Origin of the sequence: Sandaracinus amylolyticus (assembly GCF_000737325.1) — a bacterium.
GTDB classification, from domain to species: Bacteria; Myxococcota_A; Polyangia; order Polyangiales; family Sandaracinaceae; genus Sandaracinus; species Sandaracinus amylolyticus.
Map to the genome: position 1 here is coordinate 9305182 of NZ_CP011125.1, position 21600 is coordinate 9326781.

18 protein-coding genes are annotated in these 21600 nt (G+C 73.3%); 9 read left to right on the forward strand and 9 right to left on the reverse strand.

Going from position 1 to position 21600, the window contains the following annotated elements; all coding sequences use genetic code 11:
• Positions 1 to 53 precede the first annotated feature (53 nt).
• Positions 54 to 803: an alpha/beta fold hydrolase gene (locus tag DB32_RS39415; RefSeq protein WP_053237810.1), complete on the forward strand. Its 750-nt coding sequence runs from the start codon at positions 54 to 56 to the stop codon at positions 801 to 803.
• Here the strand turns inward: DB32_RS39415 and DB32_RS39420 are convergent, their stop codons facing one another.
• Positions 804 to 2756: a hypothetical protein gene (locus DB32_RS39420; protein ID WP_053237811.1), complete on the reverse strand. Its 1953-nt coding sequence runs from the start codon at positions 2754 to 2756 to the stop codon at positions 804 to 806.
• Between the two features lie 87 nt (positions 2757 to 2843).
• Between DB32_RS39420 and DB32_RS39425 the strand changes: the two genes are divergently transcribed.
• The 3 genes from DB32_RS39425 to DB32_RS39435 all read left to right on the forward strand — a co-directional run bounded on the left by DB32_RS39425 (position 2844) and on the right by DB32_RS39435 (position 4518).
• Positions 2844 to 3122, forward strand: a complete 279-nt coding sequence (locus tag DB32_RS39425) for a hypothetical protein (protein WP_053237812.1) — start codon at positions 2844 to 2846, stop codon at positions 3120 to 3122.
• A gap of 112 nt (positions 3123 to 3234) precedes the next feature.
• A complete protein-coding gene (locus DB32_RS39430; protein WP_053237813.1) occupies positions 3235 to 3735 on the forward strand; it encodes a hypothetical protein in 501 nt (166 codons plus the stop codon).
• Between the two features lie 57 nt (positions 3736 to 3792).
• A complete protein-coding gene (locus DB32_RS39435; protein WP_157070111.1) occupies positions 3793 to 4518 on the forward strand; it encodes a hypothetical protein in 726 nt (241 codons plus the stop codon).
• Here the strand turns inward: DB32_RS39435 and DB32_RS39440 are convergent, their stop codons facing one another.
• Entirely contained in the window at positions 4519 to 5193 is a 675-nt protein-coding gene (locus DB32_RS39440; RefSeq protein ID WP_075097739.1) for a lysoplasmalogenase, read from the reverse strand. It lies immediately after the preceding gene.
• A 166-nt stretch (positions 5194 to 5359) separates the two neighbouring features.
• On the opposite strand from DB32_RS39440, the gene DB32_RS49240 reads away from it, so the two are divergent.
• The 3 genes from DB32_RS49240 (at position 5360) to DB32_RS49250 (ending at position 7710) form a co-directional block, all read left to right on the forward strand.
• Positions 5360 to 5767: a hypothetical protein gene (locus tag DB32_RS49240; protein WP_157070114.1), complete on the forward strand. Its 408-nt coding sequence runs from the start codon at positions 5360 to 5362 to the stop codon at positions 5765 to 5767.
• A gap of 128 nt (positions 5768 to 5895) precedes the next feature.
• Entirely contained in the window at positions 5896 to 6660 is a 765-nt protein-coding gene (locus DB32_RS49245) for a hypothetical protein (RefSeq protein ID WP_053237817.1), read from the forward strand.
• Positions 6661 to 6795: 135 nt separating this feature from the next.
• Complete coding sequence (locus DB32_RS49250) at positions 6796 to 7710, forward strand: CE1 family esterase (protein ID WP_205627115.1); 915 nt, start codon at positions 6796 to 6798, stop codon at positions 7708 to 7710.
• An 87-nt stretch (positions 7711 to 7797) separates the two neighbouring features.
• Here DB32_RS49250 and DB32_RS39465 read toward each other — a convergent pair whose 3' ends face one another.
• The 5 genes from DB32_RS39465 to DB32_RS39495 form a co-directional block, all read right to left on the reverse strand.
• Positions 7798 to 10131 (reverse strand): VIT domain-containing protein, encoded by a 2334-nt coding sequence (locus DB32_RS39465; protein WP_053237819.1) that lies wholly within the window; start codon positions 10129 to 10131, stop codon positions 7798 to 7800.
• Positions 10128 to 10568 (reverse strand): MerR family transcriptional regulator, encoded by a 441-nt coding sequence (locus tag DB32_RS39470; RefSeq protein WP_083458342.1) that lies wholly within the window; start codon positions 10566 to 10568, stop codon positions 10128 to 10130. Before DB32_RS39470 ends, DB32_RS39465 begins: the two co-directional genes overlap by 4 nt.
• A gap of 1413 nt (positions 10569 to 11981) precedes the next feature.
• On the reverse strand, positions 11982 to 16001 hold the full coding sequence (locus tag DB32_RS47675) for an InlB B-repeat-containing protein (protein WP_169791700.1): 4020 nt from the start codon (positions 15999 to 16001) through the stop codon (positions 11982 to 11984).
• 20 nt (positions 16002 to 16021) lie between these two features.
• On the reverse strand, positions 16022 to 16882 hold the full coding sequence (locus tag DB32_RS39490) for a tetratricopeptide repeat protein (RefSeq protein ID WP_053237824.1): 861 nt from the start codon (positions 16880 to 16882) through the stop codon (positions 16022 to 16024).
• Between the two features lie 103 nt (positions 16883 to 16985).
• The gene (locus DB32_RS39495; protein WP_053237825.1) at positions 16986 to 17696 is read right to left on the reverse strand and encodes a hypothetical protein; all 711 of its coding nucleotides are present in this window, start codon (positions 17694 to 17696) and stop codon (positions 16986 to 16988) included.
• Positions 17697 to 17856: 160 nt separating this feature from the next.
• Here DB32_RS39495 and DB32_RS39500 point away from each other — a divergent pair, with 160 nt between their 5' ends.
• Together DB32_RS39500 and DB32_RS49255 are read left to right on the forward strand one after the other, a co-directional pair.
• Positions 17857 to 18159: a DUF1540 domain-containing protein gene (locus tag DB32_RS39500; RefSeq protein WP_053237826.1), complete on the forward strand. Its 303-nt coding sequence runs from the start codon at positions 17857 to 17859 to the stop codon at positions 18157 to 18159.
• 194 nt (positions 18160 to 18353) lie between these two features.
• Positions 18354 to 19004 (forward strand): hypothetical protein, encoded by a 651-nt coding sequence (locus DB32_RS49255; RefSeq protein ID WP_205627116.1) that lies wholly within the window; start codon positions 18354 to 18356, stop codon positions 19002 to 19004.
• 58 nt (positions 19005 to 19062) lie between these two features.
• Here DB32_RS49255 and DB32_RS39510 read toward each other — a convergent pair whose 3' ends face one another.
• Both DB32_RS39510 and DB32_RS39515 read right to left on the reverse strand, forming a co-directional pair.
• Positions 19063 to 19497, reverse strand: coding sequence for a hypothetical protein (locus DB32_RS39510; RefSeq protein ID WP_053237828.1), 435 nt, complete (start codon positions 19495 to 19497; stop codon positions 19063 to 19065).
• A 13-nt stretch (positions 19498 to 19510) separates the two neighbouring features.
• Entirely contained in the window at positions 19511 to 21400 is a 1890-nt protein-coding gene (locus tag DB32_RS39515; RefSeq protein WP_053237829.1) for a proprotein convertase P-domain-containing protein, read from the reverse strand.
• Between the last annotated feature and the right edge of the window lie 200 nt (positions 21401 to 21600).

Genomic DNA, 21600 nt, shown 5'->3' on the forward strand with positions numbered 1-21600 from the left:
GCTGTCAACGACCCCCGAAAATGCCCAGCATTTCGAGCGCGAGAGGAGGTCCGATGACCACGAAGCACGCACGCGTGAACGGGCTCGAGATGCGCTACGAGGATCGCGGCGAGGGCCCGCCGCTGCTCCTGCTGCACGGCTTCACCGGCGCAGCCGTCGACTGGGGGCACGCGCTCGAGCTCGACGCGCTCGCGGCACGATGGCGGGTGATCGTGCCCGACCTGCGCGGCCACGGCGGCACGCGCAACGACGTGTGGCCGCTGACGCATCGCCGCTGCGCGGAGGATCTGCTCGCGCTGCTCGACGCGATCGGCGTGGGCACGTTCCGCGCGATCGGCCTCAGCTTCGGCGGCAACGTGATGCTGCACGCCGCGACGATGCAGCCCGAGCGCGTCGAGGCGATGGTGATCGTCAGCGCGACGCCGCGCTTCCCCGACCAGGCGCGGCCGATCCTGCGCGCGTTCGCGACGGCGCCACGCAGCGAGGAGGAGTGGCGCGTGATGCGCGAGCGCCACGAGCACGACGACGATCGCATCCGCGCGCTCTGGCGGACGCCCGCGGACTTCGCGGAGAGCCACGACGATCTTTGCTTCACGCGCGAGGCGCTCGCGCGCATCGCGGCGCGGACGCTGATCGTACAGGGCGATCGCGACCCGCTCTATCCGGTGTCGCTCTCGGTCGAGATGCTCGAGGCGATCCCGCGCGCCGCGCTCTGGATCCGACCCGAGGCCGGGCACGGGGCGATCTTCGGCGAGGATCGCCCCGAATTCGAAGCGCGCGCGCTCGCGTTCCTGGCGCGGTGATCAGGGCGTCGTCGCGACGAGGTCGCCGGCGATCACGAACTGCGATCCCACCAGCGACACGTCGGCGTCCGCGACCGACAGCCGAGTGCCCGCGGCGAAGCCGGTCGCGACCGACGCACCGTCGATCGTGATCGCCTCGGGCACGACCAGGCCGACGAAGGGCAGCGCGGGCATCGCGTCGCCGGTCGAGAACGTCGCGACGTGGTGCGCGAGGATCGCCGCGTAGCTGCGCAGCGTGCGGCGATCGCTCTCGCTCGCGCCGGCGGGCACCGAGACCCGCAGCTCGCTCAGTCGATCGACGACGATCGTCGGGTCGGCGCCCGTGCCGGTGAGGCGTGCGTCCGCGATCGCCGCGACCCGCACCGTGGTGGACGTGCCGTAGGGCGCGGGGCCCGCGAACGTCGCCTCGAAGCTCGTCGCGATCGAGAGCGCGCCCGCGGCGCCGAGCTGGGCGATCACCGGGAGCGCCGACGTGAACCGGATCATGTCGGGCGCGACCACCATGTCCGGCGCGACCACCATGTCCGGCGCCACGACCATGTCCGGCGCGACCACCATGTCCGGCGCCACGACGCCCTCGAGGCCGCCCGCGAGCCAGTGCGCGTGCAGCGCTTGCGAGAGCACCGCGCCCGAGACCGCGATCGCGGCCGGCGTCTCGGTCTCGACGGGCAGCGCGCTCGCGAGCGCGAAGATGGGCGCGCCGCGGCTCGTGCGCGTCGGCGCGCCTCCACCGCCGCCGCGTCCCGGCGCGTCGTAGCGCGTCGCGACGCGCAGCACGAGCAGCTCGGGGCTCACCTCGCTCGCGCGCACCACCGTCTCGATCTCGATCGGCGCGCTGGCGCCCGATGCGATCGCGGGGAGCACGCGCGTGCTCGGCCCCTCGGGCGTCGCGCCGCCCACGACCTCGTCGAGCAGCGTCGACACCGCGTCGGCGAGACCGCCCGCGAGCTCGGCGCGGATCGAGAGCGCGTCGCCGCGCTCGACCTCCTGCTCGGTCGCGAATTCCGCCTCGAGGCGGTTCATCTCGTCGGCGATCCCGGTGAGCGACGCCGTGACGCCGCCGCCGAGGAGATCGGAGCGCACCGTGACGAGCGCGAGCTCGCCGCCGACCTCGGTGATCTCGAGCTCGGCATAGACCATCACGTCGACGATCGACACCGTGCCGGTGCCCGAGACCGGCACCTCGAACGCGACCATCGCGTCGATCGCCACGTCGAGCTCGATCCGCGGGACGACGCCGTTGATCACGATGCGTCCGCCGTCGCCGGTGGTGCTCGAGAGCATCGCGTCTCCGACGATCCGCGAGCCGGTGTAGGTGATGCGCGTGACGTACGCCGAGGAGCACTCCGGCTCGCACGAGGGCGGCGTCTGCGGGCCCGCGGGCAGGCCGATCGCGATGCCGCGCGCGGCGACGCTCGTGCTCGCGGCGGTACGCACGACGTCGCTCAGCGACGTCGCGTCGGGGCTGGTGCCGCCCTCACCGCGGATCGCTTCGTCGCCGAGCTGCACGAGCACGGTGCCGTCGAGCGGCTCGCTCGCGTCGGCGTAGCGCGGCGCGACCGCGAAGCTGCAGAGCTCGGTGCGCTCGGTGCCGTCCTCGAGCGTGATCGCGACCTCGACGGACTGGATGCCCTCGCGCGCGACGAGGTCGCGCGACACGAGCCCGAACGCGTCGGGGGTGACGGCTTCGCCCTCGATGCGCACCGAGGTGATCGCAGCGGGATCGCCGAGCGCGGCGACGAAGTGGATCGGATCGCCGGCGCTGCCGAGCACCATGTCGCCGTGCACCGGCGCGACGCACGCGATCGCGAGCGGGTCGCCGCCGGCATCGGGGATCACGAGGGCATCGGTGCCGGCGTCGGCGATCGCGGCGTCGAGAGGCGCGGGACCCGAGCCGCACGCGAAGAGAAGGAACGAGACCAGCGAGAAGACGAAGCGCGTCCAACGGTACATCGCGCCCGATGGTACCTGGGTCCGAGCGCGACCATCGCACGACACACGAGGCGCGATGCCACGGCACGCGCGAGCTGGGCACGCTCGATGCTCCTGCTCGCGCCGAAGGAGGACGACATGGACCGAGCGTCGTCTCGATCGGGATGGGCGGCTCTGGCCGCCGGGCTCCTCGTGGCGCTGCCCGCGCACGCGCAGGAGATGCCCACCGCGGCGAACGCGGGCGAAGAGCTCGCGGAGACGATGCGCACCGGCATCGTGCCGCTCTTCACGGCGATGGGCGCGGGCATGCTGTTCATGGCCGTGCTCGTGGTGCTCGCGGTGATGATGCTGCGGCCGCGCCTGCCCTCGCAGCTCTCGGGCGCGTGAGCGCGCGCCGCGGAACGCCACGCGCGACGGCGTCGTGTGACGATTCGCGCACGTCGCTTCGCGCGCGGTCCGGGCCGGGCGATGATGGCCTCCTTCGCAGGAGGCCACGTCGATGACCACGAGCTCGCACCGCACCCGCACGTCGTTCGCGCTCTTCGTCTGGGTGTCGCTCGCGGTCGCGGCGTGCGGAGACGGAGACGGCGAGGCGTCGGCGTGCCCCGGCCCGGCGTGCACCTGCACGGGCGCGGGCACCGACTGCGCGTGCGCCGAGGGCGCGCGCTGCGCGACGGAGTGCGCGGGGAGCTGCAACCTCGACTGCGGCGCGACGGGCGATTGCGACTACACGTGCGAGGAGTCGTGCAACGTCGACTGTCCGGCGGGCAGCTCGTGCCTCGTGAGCACCGCCGAGAGCTCGAGCGTGAGCTGCGTCGACGCGAGCTGCGAGGTCGCGGTCGGCGCGAGCAGCAACGTCACGTGCTCGAGCGGCGCGAGCTGCGCGGTGTCGTGCACCGGTGCCTGCAACGTCGACTGTCGCGGCGCGGAGACGTGCACGCTGCGGTGCGCGGGCGATGCCGCGCCGCGCGCGGTGAGCGCGACCGATCAGTGCTCGTGATCGTCTCCGCCGAGGGATGATTGCATCTGCAACCATTCGCTGCGTAGGCTCCTGGACATGGGGTCCGCAGCGGCATGGCGGTGCGCTCGAGCGTGGATCCACGACGTGCTGATCGTCCCCGCCGCGCACACGCGCGTGCTGGACGGCGATCTGCAGACCGAGCTCTACGAGGTGTTCCACACGCGCCCGATCGCGCGCTGGGGACACGCGCTGTGCACACCCGTGATCAACGTCGCGCTGCTCGCGCTGTGCGCCGAGGTCACGGTGCAGCTCGCCACCCGCGGCGGGCACACCGAGATCGACGGAGCCATCGCGGGCGCCGCGATCGCCCTCGCGTTCTACGTCGCGGTGCACGGCGCGTGGGCGCTGGTGATGGCGCCGCTGCTCGCGCTCGCCGTGCTCGGAGCGCACGGATTGCGCGAGGTGCTGGGCGCGCACGCGGTGAGCGGCGCGATCGTGATCGCGCTCGGCGCGGTCTGGGTGCAGACGCTCTCGCACGTGTTCGAGCCGGTGCCGCCTCCGTGGTCGCGCGCGGCATCGTTCGGCACGGTGCGCGAGCTCTGGGAGCGCACGTCGATCGCGCGCATCGTCGCGCTCGCGGTCACCGGCGTGCTCGTGTTCCCGGTGCTCGAGCTCTGGGCTTCGCCGCGGGTGTGGCCGCTGCAGATCGCGCACGCGATGCGGCGGCTCGGGTGGAAGCACGGATCGGCGACGCTCGAGGAGCGGGTGCGCACGATCCATCGCGACGCGCGCGCCGGATGGTCGGTGCCGGTCGAGCGCTGATCAGCGTCGCGCCGAGGCGGCGATCGCCCACTGCCCGAGCCAGTACGTCGTGATGATCGCGAGGCGGAGCGGCCATCCGGTGCGCACGCTCTCGGACAGCAGGTGCGTGCCGAAGCGTCCGAGCGCGATCATCGAGTCGCTCAGCGCGAAGACGATCGCGCCGCTCAGCGCGAGCCGCGCGCTCGCCGCGTCCACGTGCCCCAGGCGCGCCGCAGCGCGCCACAGCATCGTGCAGATGACGAGCGTGTAGAGCACCACCGGCGCGACCATGCCGCCGAGACCGGGCCAGAGCGCGGCGAGCATCAGCGCGCCGTACGCGTACGCTGGCAGCGCGCGTGCCGGATGGAGCGCGCGCGTGTCGCTCGTGTACGCGCGCACGTAGAGCACGTGCGCGACGAGGAACGCGAGCAGCCCCGCGACGAAGAGCGAGCCTGCGAGCGCGGGAATGCCCGAGGCGAGCTCGAGGAGCACGTCGCCCGCGAGCGACGCGCCGAGCCCGAGCACGATCGCGCGCCGGTACGCAGAAGGCGGCGCGGCGCGCACGATCCACAGCGCGATCGCGATCACCGGCAGCGGCTTCGTGAGCATGCGCAGCGCGTGCGAGTCGATCACGACGCCGGCGACGAAGAGCGCGCCGCCGACGAACGCGACGATGGCGAGGACGCGAGAGCGCACGGGTCGCGAGGATAACGCGGCGCCGGATCGCAGCAGTGCGAGATCGCGTGCCGCGCTGCGAGCGCGCGAGGTCGCACGAGGTCACGTGCGCGCCCGAGCCACACGTTGACGGCGATCGCGGGCGCGCCGACATCGCGGACGAGAACCCACTGAACGGAGAAGACGCGTGCGAGGACGAACACTGCTCATCGCGATCACGTGCGCGCTGACTGCCGCGGCGTGCGGCACGACGCCCACGGAGATGCACGCGGAAGGCACGCAGCGCGTGCCCGCGGCGAAGGCGGAGATCGACGTCGAGATGGAGGGCACGCATCGCGACGTCGACGTGCAGGTCTCGGATCTGCCGGAGCCGCAGTCGCTCGGAGAAGACTTCTCGCGCTACGGCGTGTGGATGATCCCGAGCGGCGGCGCGCCGCAGTTCGTCGGCTTCCTGCGGTACCAGTCGGACATCGAGTACGGCGAGCTCGAGACGCGCGCGCCGCTCGATCCCGTCGAGATCGTGGTGACCGCGGAGCGCGGCGAGATCGGCACCGAGCCGAGCGACGTCGTCGTGCTGCGCCGCCGCATCGACTGAAGGGCCGATCCGCCTCTCGTGCGTCGCGCCGCGTCGCGCTGCCCCGCGGCGCGGCGCGACGTCGTCCGCGGGGTCTCCCGCGCGGATCGGCTCTTGCGGACACGCGAAGCCACGGACGGAGAGGCGAGATGAACACGAACAAGAAGTGGTGGAGCGCGCTGATCGTGACGGCGCTCGGCGCGCCGGGGCTGCTGGCCGGATGCGAGCGTCCCGAGCAGCAGCAGCAGGAGACCTACGAGCAGCCCGGCAGCACGACGTACCAGCCGAGCGAGCCCGGCGCGAAGCCCGAAGAAGAGCCGAGCGGCGGCGTGATGCCGCCCGAGGGCACGACGCTCGACACCCAGGGCACGACCGGAGGAACGCTCGACACCCAGGGCACGACCGGAGGAACGCTCGACACCCAGGGCACGACCGGAGGAACGCTCGACACCCAGGGCACGACGGGCATCGAGGGCCGCGGCACGACGGGCTTCGAAGCCGAGGGCACGACCGGCACGACCGGCTTCGAGGCCGAGGGCACGACCGGCGGCGTCGAAGGCACGACGGGCACGGTGGGCGAGCCGAGCGGCTCCGAGGGCGTGCAGCCCGGCACCGGATCCGCGGGCGGCACGTTCGGCGAAGAGGGCACGACCGGCGGCATGCCGCAGGACGAGGAAGACACGATGCGGCCCGGCACGACCGGCGGTACCGGCACGACGGGCACGACCGGCGGCACCGGCACGACCGGCACGACCGGCGGCACCGGCGGAACCGGCACGACCGGCACGACCGGCACGACCGGCACGACCGGCGGAACCGGCACGACCGGTGGAACCGGCGGAACCGGCGGAACCGGTGGAACCGGCACGACCGCTGGAACCGGTGGAACCGGCGGCAGCGGCGGCGGCTTCTAATCGCGCGACGGCGCACGACGAGCGCGGGGTCGGCGAGCGCGCCGCCCCGCGCTCGTTCGCACTCCCGATCACCGCGGGCTCCCCACGCCGCGGATGCTTGCGGACGCACTCTTCCGTTTGGTAGAGGGCCACGCCATGACTTCTCCGTGCTTTCTGGGGCGCAGCATGGCGATCGTCGTGATCGGCATCTTCGCGTGGAGCTGCGAGGGCGCTGCCACCACCGAGGTCGACGCCGCGCTCGATCCATCCGACGCCGGCTCGCAGCCATCGATCGACGCCGCTCGACCGCCGCCCTTCGTGCACCCGACCGGCATGACCGCGGGCTGCGGCACCACGACGGACGCGCAGGGCGTCGTCGACCGCACGCTCACGGTGCGGGGCGTCGAGCGTCGTTATCGCCTCGTCGTCCCCGAGGGCTACGACGCGAGCGTGCCGCACGCGCTCGTGTTCGCGTTCCACGGCCTCGGCGACAGCGCCGAGAACTTCCAGGCCGCGCTGCGCTTCGAGGAGCTCGCGGGTGGCGAGGCGATCCTCGTCTATCCGCACGGCGTGCACCCGACGCTCGGCGCGAACGGGTGGGATCTCTCCGCAGACGGCGCGGACGTCGAGCTCTTCGACACGATCCGCGCACAGCTCGAGGGCGAGCTCTGCATCGATCGCGCGCGCGAGCACGCGCTCGGCTTCAGCTACGGCGCGTTCATGACGAGCTCGCTCGGCTGTCATCGCGGTGACGTGATCCGCGCGATCGGTCCGATGTCCGGTGGACCGCCGCGCGGCGGGCGCTGCGCCGGTCAGGTCGCGGCGTTCATCGTGCACGGCGCGGCCGACGATCTCGTCGACTACGACCTGCTCGGCGTGCGCACGCGCGAGTACTGGCGCGGCCGCGACGGATGCAGCGAGACCGGCGCGACCGACGCGAACGGATGCGTCGCGTTCGAGGGCTGCGACGAGGGTTATCCGGTCGTGTTCTGCACGCACCCGGGCGCGCACACGGTGCCGTCGTGGGCACCGGGCGCGATCTGGTCCTTCTTCGAAACGCTCGGTGATTGAGGAGAATTTCTGAGGAGAGCAGGAGGAGAAGGAAGGCCACGACCACGTCGACGCGATGTGCGTGGGGCGCCCTCCCTCCTGCTCTTCTCAGCGGACGATCGCGCCGGCGTCGACGGTCGCGCTCTTCGACGCGAGCCACGAGTTCGCCTTCGTGATCGCGGGACGCCACTCGCTCTCGCGATCGCGCGCCTCGAGCTCGAGCAGCGCGATCACCACCGCCGTCGTCGCGATCGCGTCGCCGTGCGCGCGGATCGCGTCCTCGAGCTTCGCGACGCGCGCCGAGCCGAGCCACGCGTCGAGGACCTTCGAGCGCACGAAGCTGCCGTCGGCCTTCTGGGTCATCAGCAGCTCGAACACGCGATCCGCGCTTCCGGTCGCGTGCTCCTCGGCCTCCATGAAGTCCATCGTCGCGCCTTCGTCCTCGGCGCCGCGACCGAACAGCACATCACTCACGCGACCGAGGAATCCGCCCTTCTTCTTGGCGCTTTCGGCGCGCGGGGGCGCGCCTCCGCTCGCGCTCGCGCGCGGGCTCGGCGGAAGCCCCGCCGGCGCGGCCATGACCATCGGCGGCGGGAGCGCGCCCGTCCTCGTCGCGTGCACGGGCATGCCCGCAGCTGCGACGACGCTGCTCGGCAGACCACCCCACCCGCTCGTCAGCGCGACCGGGATGCGGCGCAGCTGCGCGGGCTCGCTCACCCGCGCATCGGGCGCGCGCTCCTCGACCGCCACGTAGCTCGTCGCGCTCGACATCAGCCCGTAGCGCACGCCGAGGTCGACGATCTCGCGCCGCTTGCGATCCTCGCTCTCCTCGCGGCGCTGCGCAGAGCCGCGCCGCTGCACCGTTCCGTCCTCGAGCTCGCGGATGCGCTCGCGCGCCCAGAGCACCGGGATCGGCCCGCCCGCGCCCGCACGCTCGAGGTCGATCGTCGTCGTCCATCGATGCGTCCCCGCGACCAGCGCGATCTCGCCGCCGCCGCCGCCCTCGATGCGCGCGAGGACCGTGAGCGCATCCCCCGCGAACACCGGCGGCGTGCGCGCCGGCGCCTGCTCGACGCGCAGCGCGCCCCACTCGACGCGAACGTCGTCGAGCGACGGAGTGCGCACCCGCGCGAACGTCCGCATCACCTTCGGCTCGATGCGCTCGCCCGGCGCGATCATCTCCGCCGCCCCGCGCGACGCACGCGCCACCCCGCGCACCAGGTGCTCGCTCGCGCCCGCGCCGATGCCGAACGCGAACACCCGCGTGCTCGCTGCGTGCTCCTTCGCGAGCGCGATCACCTCGGCCTCGTTCGAGACCTGACCGTCGGTGAGCAGCAGCACGCGCCGCGCGAGCCCGGGCACCGCGGGGCGCGCGAGGATCGCGCGCAGCGGCGCGAGGATCTCGGTGCCTCCGAGGTTCGCGTCGATCGTCGCGATGCGCTTGGTCGCCTCCTCGAGCGAGCGATCGTCGAACGCGCGCGACGTGCCCCAGAACGCCTCGTGGCTCGATCCGAAGCGCACCACGTCGAAGCGATCGCGCGCACCGAGCGCGCGCACGCAGAGCTGCAGCGCGCGCTTGGCCTGCGTGATGGAGCCGCCGCCCATCGAGCCCGAGCAGTCGAGCAGGAAGATCACCTCGTGCCCTTCGTCGGTCGCCTGCAGCTCGGGCAAGAACGTGATCATCGCGACGCGACGACCGTCCTCCTCGCGCGCCACCATCGCGATCGGCTTCGCGCGCTCGCGCGGCGTGACCAGCACGATCACGTCGCGATCGAGCGCGACGTCGTCCTGCGCGAGCTCGATGCGCGCGCCGCCGTCGCGCAGCTGAGTGCGGATCGGATGGCTCGGCGACTCCACGCCCGCGAGCGGCGCACCGAGCTCGACGTCGAGCGCGAGCGCGAGCCCGTAGGGCACGCTGGGCCAGCGCTCCGGGCTCACGCGCTCACCGTCGGGCTGGCCGATCTCGGGCGTGCTCGGCGCGGGCACGTAGCGCGGCGACACCGTCGTCGGGATCGACACCCGCAGGGCGTCGCCCTCGCGGCGCGCGATCACGACGTAGCGGATCTGCAGCTCGACCGTCTCGCCCGGGCGCAGGTTCCCGACGGACGCGGTGAACACGTCGGGCCGCTCCTGATCGAGCAGGAACGCGCCGTGCCCTTCCATCATCGCGTCGTCGTAGGTCGCGAACGCCTTCTCGCGCTCCTCGACGCGGCCGCGCACGATGGTGTCGCCGATCTTCGCGGCGAACCCGCAGACCGCGGCGCCCTCTTCGATCGGGAAGACGTAGACCGCCTCGAGCGGCACGTCCTCCGCGTTGCGATAGCGCTGCGTCACCAGCACCTCGAGGCATGCGCCGCGCAACGTCGCGTCGACGCGCACGCCCTCGAGCGGAACCGCCGCACCGTTCGCGATCAGCCCCACGTTCGGTCGCTCGGTGATCATCGCTCGTCCCCCTTCCCCAGCACGCGATCGATCGCGGCCGTCAGCTTGCGGACCTGCTCCTCGTCGAGCCGACGGCCGCGCACCATCAGCTCGACGTCCGGCCCGAGCACGACGCGCGTCCACGTGCTCTGCACCGGAGTGTCACATTGTTCCTCGCGCGCGATCGGCCCATCGAGGCGCACCGAGATGTCGGCGAGCGCGACGCCCTCTTCCTGGAGCTCGCGGATGCGCACGAGCCGCGCGAGGTGCGCCTCGGTGTAGTGCTTGCCGCGGCCGACGCCGGTGGGCGCTTCCAGCAACCCGCGCTGCACGTAGTAGCGCACGGTCCGGCGCGACACCCCCGCGCGATCCGCGAGCTCGTCGATGCCGTAGATCGCCTCGTCGTCGAGCACGAGCGCGAAGATGACACGGGATAGTGTCGCATTCAAGTGTCGCATTTGTCTGGGTCGGGATCGAGGTCCGGAGCGGCATCAGGATCCGCGTCGGCCCCGGCGGCCGCATCGGCGTCGGCGTCGGCGTCCGCATCGGCGTCGGCGTCCGCATCGGCGTCGGCGTCGGCATCAGCGTCGGCGTCGGCGTCGGCATCAGCGTCGGTGTCGGTGTCGGCGTCGGCGTCCGCGTCGGCGTCGGCGTCCGCATCAGCGTCGGCGTCGGCGTCCGCGTCAGCGTCGGCGTCCGCATCGGCGTCGGCGTCGGCGTCCGCATCAGCGTCTACGTCGACATCAGGGTCTGCGTCGGCATCGGCGTCTGCGTCGCCGCAGCGTCTGCGTCTGCGTCGCCATCAGCGTCTGCGTCTACGTCTGCTTCGGCATCCGCGTCGGCGTCAGTATCCACATCCGCGTGGCCTCCACCGGCGTCGACGCTCACGACGACCCACGCGGCGCGGCCGAGCTCGCGCCCGGCCGCGGCGCGCATTGCTCATCGCGCCAGTTTCCACAGCGCGGCGCAGATCCCGTCGAGGCGCTTCATCAGCTCGACGTCGAGCGCATCGACGTACCCGAACGCCTCCGCGACGCGCAGCGCGACGTCGACCTCGCGCGCACAACCGAGCGCGATCCGAACCGCATTCGCCCGTTGCCGTCGTACGCGCCCGTGCCTTCGGCCGCGTTCAGCGCGACCGACGCCATCGCGCGTCGCAGCCGATCTGCGAGGGAGCGATCGTGCTTCGCGACCAGCTTCGCGATCCGACCGACATCGCGGCAGCATCCGATCGCGTTCTCCGTGAGCTTCAGCGTCGTGTCCTCCGTTGCGCCCCACTCGGGGCACCCGCCCCACGCCGCCGGCGCGCGCAGACCGGGTCGACGACGCGAAGCGCCCGCGCGGAGCCGCACGGAGCGAAGCGGAGGAGGCGAGCACGGGTGACCGCGAAGCGGTCATCGTCGACGCGGTCGAGCACGCCGGCATGCTCGAGAAGCCCGAGCGGGCCACCCCGGCCAGCGTTCGAGATGGCCGACCGCGAGGTCGAGCGAAGCGAAGACGAGCCCGCGCGGAATCGTGCGTAGCGTCAAGCCGGCATCGACCTCCGCTGGAACCTCGGGCCGACGCTGACGCGGATGCCGACTCCGACGCCGACGCTGACGCTGATGCCGACGCTGACGCTGATGCCGACGCTGACGCTGATGCCGACGCTGACGCTGATGCCGACGCTGACGCGGATGCCGACGCCGACGCGGATGCCGACGCTGACGCGGATACCGACGCTGGCGCGGATACCGACGCCGACGCCGACTCCGACGCCGACGCCGACGCCGACGCCGACACTGACTCCGACGCCGACGCCGACGCCGACGCCGACTCCGACGCCGACGCCGACGCCGACTCCGACGCCGGCGCCACGACGCGGCTCTCAGTCAGTTCTGCCGAACGCAGTACACCGGCAGCGCCTGCGAGCACGTGCCGAGCTCGGCCTCGCCCCACCGGTTCCACGAAGCCCCGGCCGCCACGCCGCGACGACCCGACGACAGCGCGCCCGACGACGTCCAGCCCGCGCACGTCTGCATGCCACCCGCGGCCCCACTGGGGCTCCCGTTCGCGTGGCCCGTCCACACCATCGCGGGCATCCAGCCCGGCGCGTTCGCGTAGGGATCGCCGCTCGCGAGCTGGTTCATCGTCGTCGCCAGCCGGCCCATCGCGCTCACGAGCTGCGGGCGCCCGCCGACGAGCCATCCATCCGGCCGGTAGAACGGCCCCGCGTACGTGATCCGCGCGCCCGCCGACTGCGTCGGCGTCGACACGAACGCGACGTAGGTGCCCGAGAAGCCCGCCGCCGTCGCGTCCATCTGGCACCCCGAGTCCATCGTCGCGACGGTCGCGCTCCCGGTGAACGCGCGGCTGCTGACGAACGCGTAGCCCGCGTTCGCGACCGGCAGCGGCGTGCGCGCCGGATACGTCGCGCCCACGCCGAAGCAGTAGAGCCGCCGCGGCACGCTGCAGTCGATCCCGTCGGCGCCGCGCAGCGCCGCGGTCCACTCGCCGCCGCCGCGCTCGACGTGCCCGACCACCGCGGTCGACGTCGTGCGCGCCGAGAGCCAGTTGTCGCAGGTCTCCGTCGCGATCGAGCCGTCGTGCATCGTGCCCGTCCACGCGAGCGCCGGCACCGGCACCGGCGTGCCCGTCTCGTCGAGCCCGATCGGATGGCGCAGCGTGCCCGTGACGAGATCCTTCGCGATGTACGCGACCGGCAGACCGTCGGGCCGCACGTACCCGTCGACGCCGTCGATGCCGCGATCCTGCGCGGACTGCGACGACGTCGAGAGCCACGCGCGGTACTGCACCGGCGGCAGCCCCGCGCTGCGCGCGTGCTCCACGCAGATGTCGTCGGCGCGCGCGGGCCCGCCGAGATCGCCGACGTACGTCGCGCTCGTCACGAACACGACGTTGCCGAGCTGCACGAACGACGCGCTCACCGACGTGCTCGCGCCGAGCGTCACCGCGCACGTGGTCCCGCGGCTGCACGTCGCGACGCCGCTCCAGCCGTCGAACACCGCCCATCCCGGCGCGCTCGCGGCGAGGCGCACCGTCGTGCCCGCGTCGAACGTGTCGCTGCACCCGCTCGTCGACCCGTTCGCGAAGCAGCGGATGTTGCCGACGTCGGACGTGACGACGGGATCACGCCCGCCGATCTCGGGCCCGGGCCGCACCGTCAGCGTGACCTGCTGCACGAACGTCGCCGTCACGCTCTGCGCGGCCGTCATCGAGACCACGCAGCTGCCGGTCCCGCTGCACGTCGCGCCGCTCCACCCCGCGAAGCGATATCCGGTCGCCGGCGTCGCGCTCAGCGTCACGCTGGCGCCGTGGTCGTAGGTCGCGCTGCACGTCGCGCCGCAGCTGATCGTCGAGTCGCTCGACACGACGGTGCCCGAGCCGGCGCGGGTCACCGCGAGCGTGTAGCGGTCGAGCTCGAAGCGCGCGCGCACCGTCGTCGCCGCCGCGAGCGTCACCACGCACGTCGCCGACGTGCCGCAGCCCGTCGCGCCGGTCCATCCCGCGAACGTGCTGCCGGTCGCGGGCGCGGCCGTCAGCGTGATCGCGGTGCCGTGGTTGTACGTGTGATCGCAGTCGGTCCCGCAGGAGATGCCCGACGGATTCGACGTCACGGTGCCGCCCCCGCCCCCCTCGCGCACCACGTCGAGGCGGTACGCGTTGAGCGCGAACGTGGCGCCGATCATGCGCGCCTGATCCATCGTGACGGTGCACGGACCGGTGCCGGCGCACGTGCCGGTCGGCGCGCCGCTCCATCCGCTGAACGTCGAGCCGGTGCTCGCCGTCGCGCCGAGCGTGACCATCGTCCCGTGGTCGAACTGCGCGCTGCAGGTCGCGGTCGGCGGGCACGCGATCCCGCTCGGCATCGACGTGATGCTGCCCGCGCCGGTGCCGCCGCGGCTGACCGTCAGCGTGTGTCGGATCGGCGCGAACGTCGCGGTCACGCCGATCGGCGTGGTGCCCATCGTGACCGTGCAGGTGCCGGTGCCGGTGCACGGCCCGCTGCTCCAGCCGCTGAACGTCGAGCCGGTCGCCGGCGTCGCGGTGAGCGTGATCGTCTGTCCGTTGGTGAAGCTCGCGCCGCACGTCGTGCCGCAGTCGATGCCGCTCGGGCTCGAGCTCACGGTGCCGCTGCCGACGCGCGTGACCGTCAGCACGTTCGTCCCGAGCGTGAACGTCGCGCTCACGCTCGCGGCGTCGGTGATCGGCACGGTGCAGCTCGTCGACGAGCCCGCGCTCGCGCACGCGCCGCCCCACCCCGCGAAGGTCGATCCCGGCGACGCCATCGCGGTGAGCGACACCGACTCACCGTGCGCGATCTGCGTGCTGCACGTGCCGCCGCAGTCGATGCCCGAGCCGCTCACCGTGCCGGTGCCGCCGCCGCTCTTGCTGACGCTGACCGTGTAGCGGTTGCGGCGCATCTGCGCGGTCACCGCGCGATCGGCGTTCGTCGTCACCACGCACGTCGTGCTCGTGCCCGCGCACGCGCCCGACCACTGCACGAACGACGATCCCACGCTCGGCGACGCGGTCAGCGTGACCGACGTGTCGTGGTCGAAGCTCGCGAGGCACCCCGTGCTGCCGCCCGTCGTGCAGCTGATGCCCGAGGGCGCCGACGTCACCGTGCCCGCGCCGTCGTCGACCGCGTACGCGACGCTCACGGTGTGGCGATCGAGCGTGAAATTCGCGGTGATCGTCGTGTTCGACGTCAGGCTCACGAAGCACACCGGCGTCGTCGGATCGCATCCTCCGCCCGACCATCCGGAGAACGTCGAGCCCACCGCCTCGGTCGCTTGCAGCGCCACGACGTCGCCGTGGTCGCGCATCGCCGAGCACGTCGCGCCGCAGTTGATCAGCCCCGCCGGGCTCGTCGAGAAGACGCTGCCCGCGCCGTTGCCTCCGCGCTGGATCGTCAGCGTGTAGCGGCGCAGCGTGAACGTCGCGGTGACGGTGCGCGCCTCGCTCATCGTGACGGTGCACGCGCCCGTACCGGTGCACGCGCCCGACCAACCGGCGAACGTCGAGTCGGAGCTCGGCGTCGCGCCGAGCGTGACCATCGTGCCCGCGGGGTACGACTCGGAGCAGTCGATCCCGCAGTCGATCCCTGCCGGCGACGACGTCACGCCGCCGCTGCCCGTGCCCGCGAGCGTCACGTTGAGCGAGCGTCGATCGCGATCGAACGCCGCGCCGATCGTCACGTCCTCGGTGAGCGTGATCGCGCACGCACCGGTGCCGGTGCACCCGCCGCCCGACCAACCCGCGAACACCGACGTGCCGCTGGGCGTCGCGGTGAACGTCAGCATCGTGCCCGCCGCGTACGTCCCGCTGCACGTGCCCGCCGCGCTGCCGTCGCACGTGATCGCTCCGTCCGACGACGCGACCGAGCCCGAGCCGTCGCCCGACACCGCGATCGCGACCTGCACCTGACGGATGTCGAGGCGCACCGTGATGGTGCGCGCCATGTCCATCGTGACCTCGCACGTGAGCGAGGCGTCGTCGCAGCCCTCGTCGGACCACCCGACGAACGTGCTGTTCTCGTCGGGCGCCAGCGTGAGCGTGACGAGCGTGTCGGGCGCGTAGCTCGCGCTGCACGTGTCGCCGCAGTCGATCATGCCGTCGCTGCTCGTGACCGTGCCCGCGCCCTCGCCGTCGAACGCGATCGTCAGCACGTGGCCCGCGCGCCCATCGAGCGATCCGTCGGCGCTCGCGTCGTCGGCGGCCGCGTCCTCCGGCTCGGCGTCCATCGCGACGCGCGCGTCGTCGCGCTGACCACCACCATCGGCCCCGCCGTCGTCGCCAGCGGTGAAGTAGCCGTCGAAATTCGTCGACAGCGTGCAGCCCGGCGCCGCGAGCGCGAGCGCGACCAGCCCGACCACGAGCTTCTTCATCGACATGCCCCCCGACACGTTCAGAGCTCCAGGTGCGCGGCGACGCTGCATCCGTCCGGGCCGCACATCGCGGTGACCGGCGGCTGCTCGCTCGACGACGACGAGCCGCCCGACACGAGATCGATCACGAGCCACACGAGCCCGCCCGCGAGCACCACGCCGCCGCCGATCAGCAGCACGTCGGTGGTGAGCGCGAGGGCGCGCCCGTCGTTCGCCTCGGACTCGAAGTCGTAGCCCGGCGGGCACGCGCGATCGGGGCACGTCGCGTCGAGCGTGTCCTGCGAGCTCAGCGCCATCGCGCCGGTGATCGCGCCGCCGATCATCATCGCGGCGCCGACGCCCGCGACGACGAACGGGAACGGCGAGATGCCGCCGCCCTCGCCGCTCGACGGATCGGGCGCGGTCTCGAGCGACGCGTCGGGCGTGGTCTCGGCCCGCGTCTCGACCGGCGCGATCTCGGTCGGCGTCGTCTCGGCCGGCGCCTCGGTCGGCGTCGCGGTCGTGCCCTGCTGCTCGACCATGCGATCCAGCGACTCGAGGCGCGCGCGCAGCATCGCCGCGTTCTCCGCGTCGGGCACGCGCGTCAGGTACTCGCGCAGCGCGTCGCGCGAGCGGACCAGATCACCGGCGTCGCGGTACGCGACGTAGACGTTGTAGAGGAGCTGCGGTCGCTGCGAGAGCTGGTAGGCCTGCTCGAACTCGCGCGCGGCCTCGAGGAAGCTGCCGTTCTCGTAGTGCGCCTGGCCGAGCCGGAAATGACGTCGGGCCTCGTCGTCGGTCGACGCCTGCGCCTGCGCGACGTCGACGTGGATCCCGACGCCCGCCCACGCCGCGCTCGTGACGAGCCACGACGCGAGCCACCACGACCGGAATGATCGCATGCCCCCTGCCCCCCTGGATGTTCCCCTCTGACGAGAGAGGTACGCTGCGACTATACAGCGACCTCCCCGCCCGATGGGAGAATCTCAGGCGTCCTACGACAGGCTATTCGCGCGCGGCGTAGAGCGAGTACGCGCCCCGGTCCTCGTCGGCGAACCCGGTCACCACGACGAGGACGCGACCGCCCGCGGGGATCGCGAGGCCGGTCACGAGGGGCTGCGAGAAGCCCGCGCCGTCGTCGTCCGCGTCGCGGCACGCGAGCTGGTCGGCGGGCATCCGGTCGCCGTCGTACACGACCATGTACGTGTCGACGAAGCTGTCGACCCAGACCTCGAACGTGCCCGCCGCGCCGGTGTTGCAGAGCACGTGCTCGGCGTACGGCACCGCGCCGGCGACGCTGGTCGCGCGAGCGGTGGCCGGGCAGGTCGCGGCGCTCGGGCGCGCCCACGTCGCGCCGCCGCTCGTCGTGCCGTCGATCGTGAGCGTGCCGGTCGTCGGGAGCGGCGTGCACGGGCGCGGCGGCGGGCCGGCGTCGGGCATCGCGGGCGGCCCTGCGTCGGTGCCCGCGTCGATCGGCGTGCTCGCGTCGATGCCGATGCTCGCGTCGATTCCGGTGCTCGGCTCACCCGCGTCGATCGGCTCCCCCGCATCGACCTCGGTGATCGCGTCGGAGGTGCCCGCGTCGATCGCCGGTGGAGGCTGTGTCCCCGCGTCGCTGCCTGTCTGCCGCCCGCCCGTCGAGAAGCCACCGGAGCCGGTGGCGCACGCGCCGAGGAGGGTTCCGCCGAGGACGAGGGTGATCACACGCGAGGTCATCGGGCGCGCGACGTAGCACCGAGCACGCGCGATCGCCCGTGGGAATGGCCATTCCGGATACTCAGGGCGTCGAAGTTCCAGGGCGGAAACACGCGCGAGACGGTCCGAGCGGCCGAGCCGGCGCGGCACGCGGACTGCTCCCTCGGGGCCGGAGGTCGCGATGAAGTTCACGATCGAGATGCCCGACGTCTCCGCCTGTGGCGTCGAGCGCTGCGCGTACAACGTCCACGGTGCCTGTCACGCCAAGGCGATCACGGTCGGCGACGGCGTCCACCCCGGCTGCGACACGTTCACGATGTCGATCCGCCATACCGACGGCGAGGTCCAGGCCGCGGGCGTCGGCGCCTGCAAGGTCGCGGTCTGCAAGTACAACCACGACCTCGAGTGCGACGCGCGCTCGATCGAGGTCGACGTCGACGAGGAGAAGGACGAGGCGACCTGCGTGACCTTCGAGCTCGAGTGAGCGACGCACCGTGCCTCGTCGTGTCGCGGCGCCGCGCGCGGCTCCGCCGCACCCCTGACGACAGGCGCGCACTCGGTGCGCCGAGCGGGCACGCGCATTTCCGCCCTGTTTTCGGGCTCGGACGCGCGCTGGCGCCCCGCTCCGCATCCGGGGACGTGTGATCTCGCCACGCGTGGTGCTTAGTCTCGGGCCCCATGCGAACCACCATGTTCACGGCCATCCTCGCGTCCTCTCTCCTGTTCGCCCCGGCGCTCGTCAGCGCGCAGGGCACAACGACCACGACGACGACGACCACGACGACCGGCGGTGCCCGCGGCGGCGGCGCGGCGGCCGGCGGCGGGGCGCGCGCCGGCGGCGGCGCGGCGGGAGGTGGCGCCGCGGCGGGCGGCACGGCAGCGGGCGGCACCACCGCAGCGGGCGGCACCACCGCAGCGGGCGGCGCGACCGCGACGGCGGCGGGCGGCGAGGCGGCGGCCTGCACGGCGCGCCCCGGCCAGTACTGCGCGCCCGGCGCGAGCGAGGCGGCGGCATGCCCGGAGGGCAGCTTCTGCGTCGGCCGCACGGCGCAGCCGATCGCGTGCCCGGCGGGCTCGTCGTGCCCGGCGCGCACCGCGCGTCCGCGCGCCTGCCCCGCGGGTCAGTTCTGCGCGGCGAACGCGGCGGCGCCCGAGGAGTGCCCCGAGGGCTCGTTCTGTCCGGCGGGCGCGAGCGCGCCGATCCCGTGCCCCGAGGGCTTCGAGTGCCCGGCGCGCGCGAGCTGGCCTCGCCCGGCGCGCCCGGCGCGCGCGGAAGCGCCGGCGCGTCGCACCCGCGCGAGCGCCGAGGCCGCGCCCGCGACGCCCTGACGTCGGCCGCATCGCGCAGATGGAGATCCGATCCTCGGATCGGATCTCCGCGCGACGCTCACGGCTCGGCGCAGGTCTGCTCGAACCCCTGGTCCGGCGCGACGCAGCGCGCGTGACATGCCGCGCAGCGCGCGATCGCGCCGTCCTCGATCACCACGCGATCCGGCGCGACGTCCTGCCACCGCCACGCATCGCCGTCCTCGCGGCGCATCGCGGTCCAGCCGATCGGATCGTCGCAGCCCTCGCTCGCGTGCTCTTCCTTCAGGATCACCGCGCCGACGGGGAACGTGCCGGTGCGCGACGTGTAGACGCCCGCGGCGTCGGGGCTCGCGAGCACGCGGATGAACGCGAGCTCGTGCTCGGGGCTGCGCCGGCAGTCGCGCACCTCGACGAAGGTCGACGCGTAGTCGGCGGGGAAGACGGGCGCGGCCGGCTCGGGCCCGGGGCAGCCGACGAGGACGAGCGCGGCGAGGAGGAGGGACGAGCGACGCACGCGCCCGAGCCTATCAACGACCGGCGAGCTCGAGCGCCCAACCTTCGAGCCGCCCGACGTCGCCCGGCGCGTGATCTTCGACGCGCAGCGTCCACGCGCCGCGCGCGTGCATGCCCGCGAGCTCGCGCGCGTCGAGCTCGATCGCGAGATCGTCGGCGCCCGCGCCGGTGCGATCGTGGAGCACGCGCTCGAGGCCCTCGTGCTCCAGCACGACGCGCAGATCGCCGCGGTACGGATGGGTCACGCGCGCGTGCACGATCGCGCGCTCCACGAGGACGTCGTCGTGCACCGCGATCGTGCTCTCGAGTCCGTCCGAGAGCGCGTCCGGCACGTCGAGGGGCGCGCCGACCGTGGTGTACGTGCGCAGGAAGCGCGGAGGCTGCGCGCCGTCGAGTGTCGTGCTCGGGGCCGAGGGATCGTGCACCTCGAGCTCGAGGCTCCAGCGGAGCAAGTGCCCGATCGCGCCGCGCTCGCGGTCGACGACGAAGAGCTCCCACTGCCCGTACGCGTCGTCGCCGGCGACCTCGTCGATCGTGAACGACGCCCAGAGCCAGCCCTCGTCACCGCCGCGCGGGTTGCGATCGAAGAGCACCACGCGATCGAGCCCGCGATGGAGCACGACCTGCGCGTCCTCGAGGGCTTCGTGCAGCAGCTCGACGTGCACCGTCGCGCGCTCCGCGACGACGTGGTCGCGCACCTCGATCGCCGACGACACGCCGGGCTCGGGCCAGTCGGGCACCAGCCGATCGACGACGCGCGAGAGCTCGACGGTGCGTCGCTCGCGGAGATCGGCGCGCGCGCTCCGCAGCAGCGCACGCACGTGATCCACGCGCACAGGCGCGCTCGCCCCCGCGCCGACCGGCAGCCACGCCCACGCCGGGCGCGCACCGTCGGCGATCCACTCGCCGCCGATCACGTGCCCGCGCGCGTCGACCGCGAGGAGGAAGTGGTGGCGCTCCACCGCGGCGTCGACGTCCACGTCGACCACGAGCTCGACCCAGCGCGAAGGACGAAGCGCGCTCTCGCGACCGCCGAGCAGGCGCAGCACCTCGGCCTCGCCGCGCTCGAGCCGCAGCACCACGCGGTATCCGTCGATCACCGCGCTCTCGCCGTCGTCGCGCTCGATCGCCAGCGCGCGCTCGCGATCACCGACGACGTTCCCGAGCAGCAGGTGGAACGCGCCCGCGTTGATCGGCGCGCACCCGCGGCGTGCCGGTCGATCGAGCGTGCAGCGATCGCCGATGACGAGCGCTCGCGGATCGCCGTGCATGATCGCGAGCAGCGCGCGCACGTCGCGCGGCTCGAAGCGCACGCCGTGGTGCTCGACCGCATCGAGGGGCGCGGGCTCGAGCGCGCGCGCCGCGGCCCGCGCGCGGCCCACCCACGTCGTGTCTGCGCCGTCGAGATCGTCGCACTCGTCGATCGCGCCGTCGCCGTCGTCGTCGACGCGGTTGCGCGCGGCGCCGTCGCGGCGATCGGTGAACGCGCGCATCGCGGGGCCGAGCTCGTCGTAGTACGCGGGATCCCACGCGCCGCGCTCGCACGACGCGCGCGTCAGCGGGCGCAGCGTCGCGAAGCGCGCGCTCGGGGCCCAGCCGTGGAACGCGCGATCGTAGGCCGTGAGCGCGCCGACGATCTCGTCGTCGCTCGGCCGCTCGCGCGGCCAGTCGTGATCCTGCGCGCGCCCTTCGAAGCGCAGCGCATCGAGCTGGGTGTCGAGCGCAACGCCGAACGTCGGGCGCGTCGCGCTGGTGTGGAACGCGGTCGCGGGCGACTCGGGCACGACGACGGTGGGACCGTCCTCGGGCTTGCTCGCGGCGTCGAGCGATGGGTCCGCGCTCGCAGCACAGCCGGTGAGCACGAGCGGTAGCGCGAGCCGGGCAGCGTTCTGTCGGTCGAGCATGACGCAGTGCGTCGCAACCGGTGTGCCGTGCCGCCTCGTCCCAAGGTTCTGCTGGGATTGCGCCGATCGAGCCCGATGGCCGATCGCGCCGGTCAGCGTGGTGGCCACCTCGGCGTGCGGTCTCGTCTCGCTCGCAACGGCGTCGAAACAAGCGCTACGGAATGCGTAGCGCTACGAATTCCGTAGCGCGCGCCGCGGCC

Excerpts from the sequence above, each read along its gene's own strand:
- DB32_RS39470 (WP_083458342.1), bottom strand. The coding sequence starts at position 10,568 with ATGCGACACTTGAATGCGACACTATCCCGTGTCATCTTCGCGCTCGTG.
- DB32_RS39500 (WP_053237826.1), top strand. The coding sequence starts at position 17,857 with ATGAAGTTCACGATCGAGATGCCCGACGTCTCCGCCTGTGGCGTCGAG.
- DB32_RS47675 (WP_169791700.1), bottom strand. The coding sequence starts at position 16,001 with ATGAAGAAGCTCGTGGTCGGGCTGGTCGCGCTCGCGCTCGCGGCGCCG.
- DB32_RS49250 (WP_205627115.1), top strand. The coding sequence starts at position 6,796 with ATGACTTCTCCGTGCTTTCTGGGGCGCAGCATGGCGATCGTCGTGATC.
- DB32_RS39495 (WP_053237825.1), bottom strand. The coding sequence starts at position 17,696 with ATGACCTCGCGTGTGATCACCCTCGTCCTCGGCGGAACCCTCCTCGGC.
- DB32_RS39430 (WP_053237813.1), top strand. The coding sequence starts at position 3,235 with ATGACCACGAGCTCGCACCGCACCCGCACGTCGTTCGCGCTCTTCGTC.
- DB32_RS39490 (WP_053237824.1), bottom strand. The coding sequence starts at position 16,882 with ATGCGATCATTCCGGTCGTGGTGGCTCGCGTCGTGGCTCGTCACGAGC.
- DB32_RS49245 (WP_053237817.1), top strand. The coding sequence starts at position 5,896 with ATGAACACGAACAAGAAGTGGTGGAGCGCGCTGATCGTGACGGCGCTC.
- DB32_RS39435 (WP_157070111.1), top strand. The coding sequence starts at position 3,793 with ATGGGGTCCGCAGCGGCATGGCGGTGCGCTCGAGCGTGGATCCACGAC.
- DB32_RS39420 (WP_053237811.1), bottom strand. The coding sequence starts at position 2,756 with ATGTACCGTTGGACGCGCTTCGTCTTCTCGCTGGTCTCGTTCCTTCTC.
- DB32_RS39415 (WP_053237810.1), top strand. The coding sequence starts at position 54 with ATGACCACGAAGCACGCACGCGTGAACGGGCTCGAGATGCGCTACGAG.
- DB32_RS39465 (WP_053237819.1), bottom strand. The coding sequence starts at position 10,131 with ATGATCACCGAGCGACCGAACGTGGGGCTGATCGCGAACGGTGCGGCG.
- DB32_RS39515 (WP_053237829.1), bottom strand. The coding sequence starts at position 21,400 with ATGCTCGACCGACAGAACGCTGCCCGGCTCGCGCTACCGCTCGTGCTC.
- DB32_RS49255 (WP_205627116.1), top strand. The coding sequence starts at position 18,354 with ATGCGAACCACCATGTTCACGGCCATCCTCGCGTCCTCTCTCCTGTTC.
- DB32_RS39425 (WP_053237812.1), top strand. The coding sequence starts at position 2,844 with ATGCTCCTGCTCGCGCCGAAGGAGGACGACATGGACCGAGCGTCGTCT.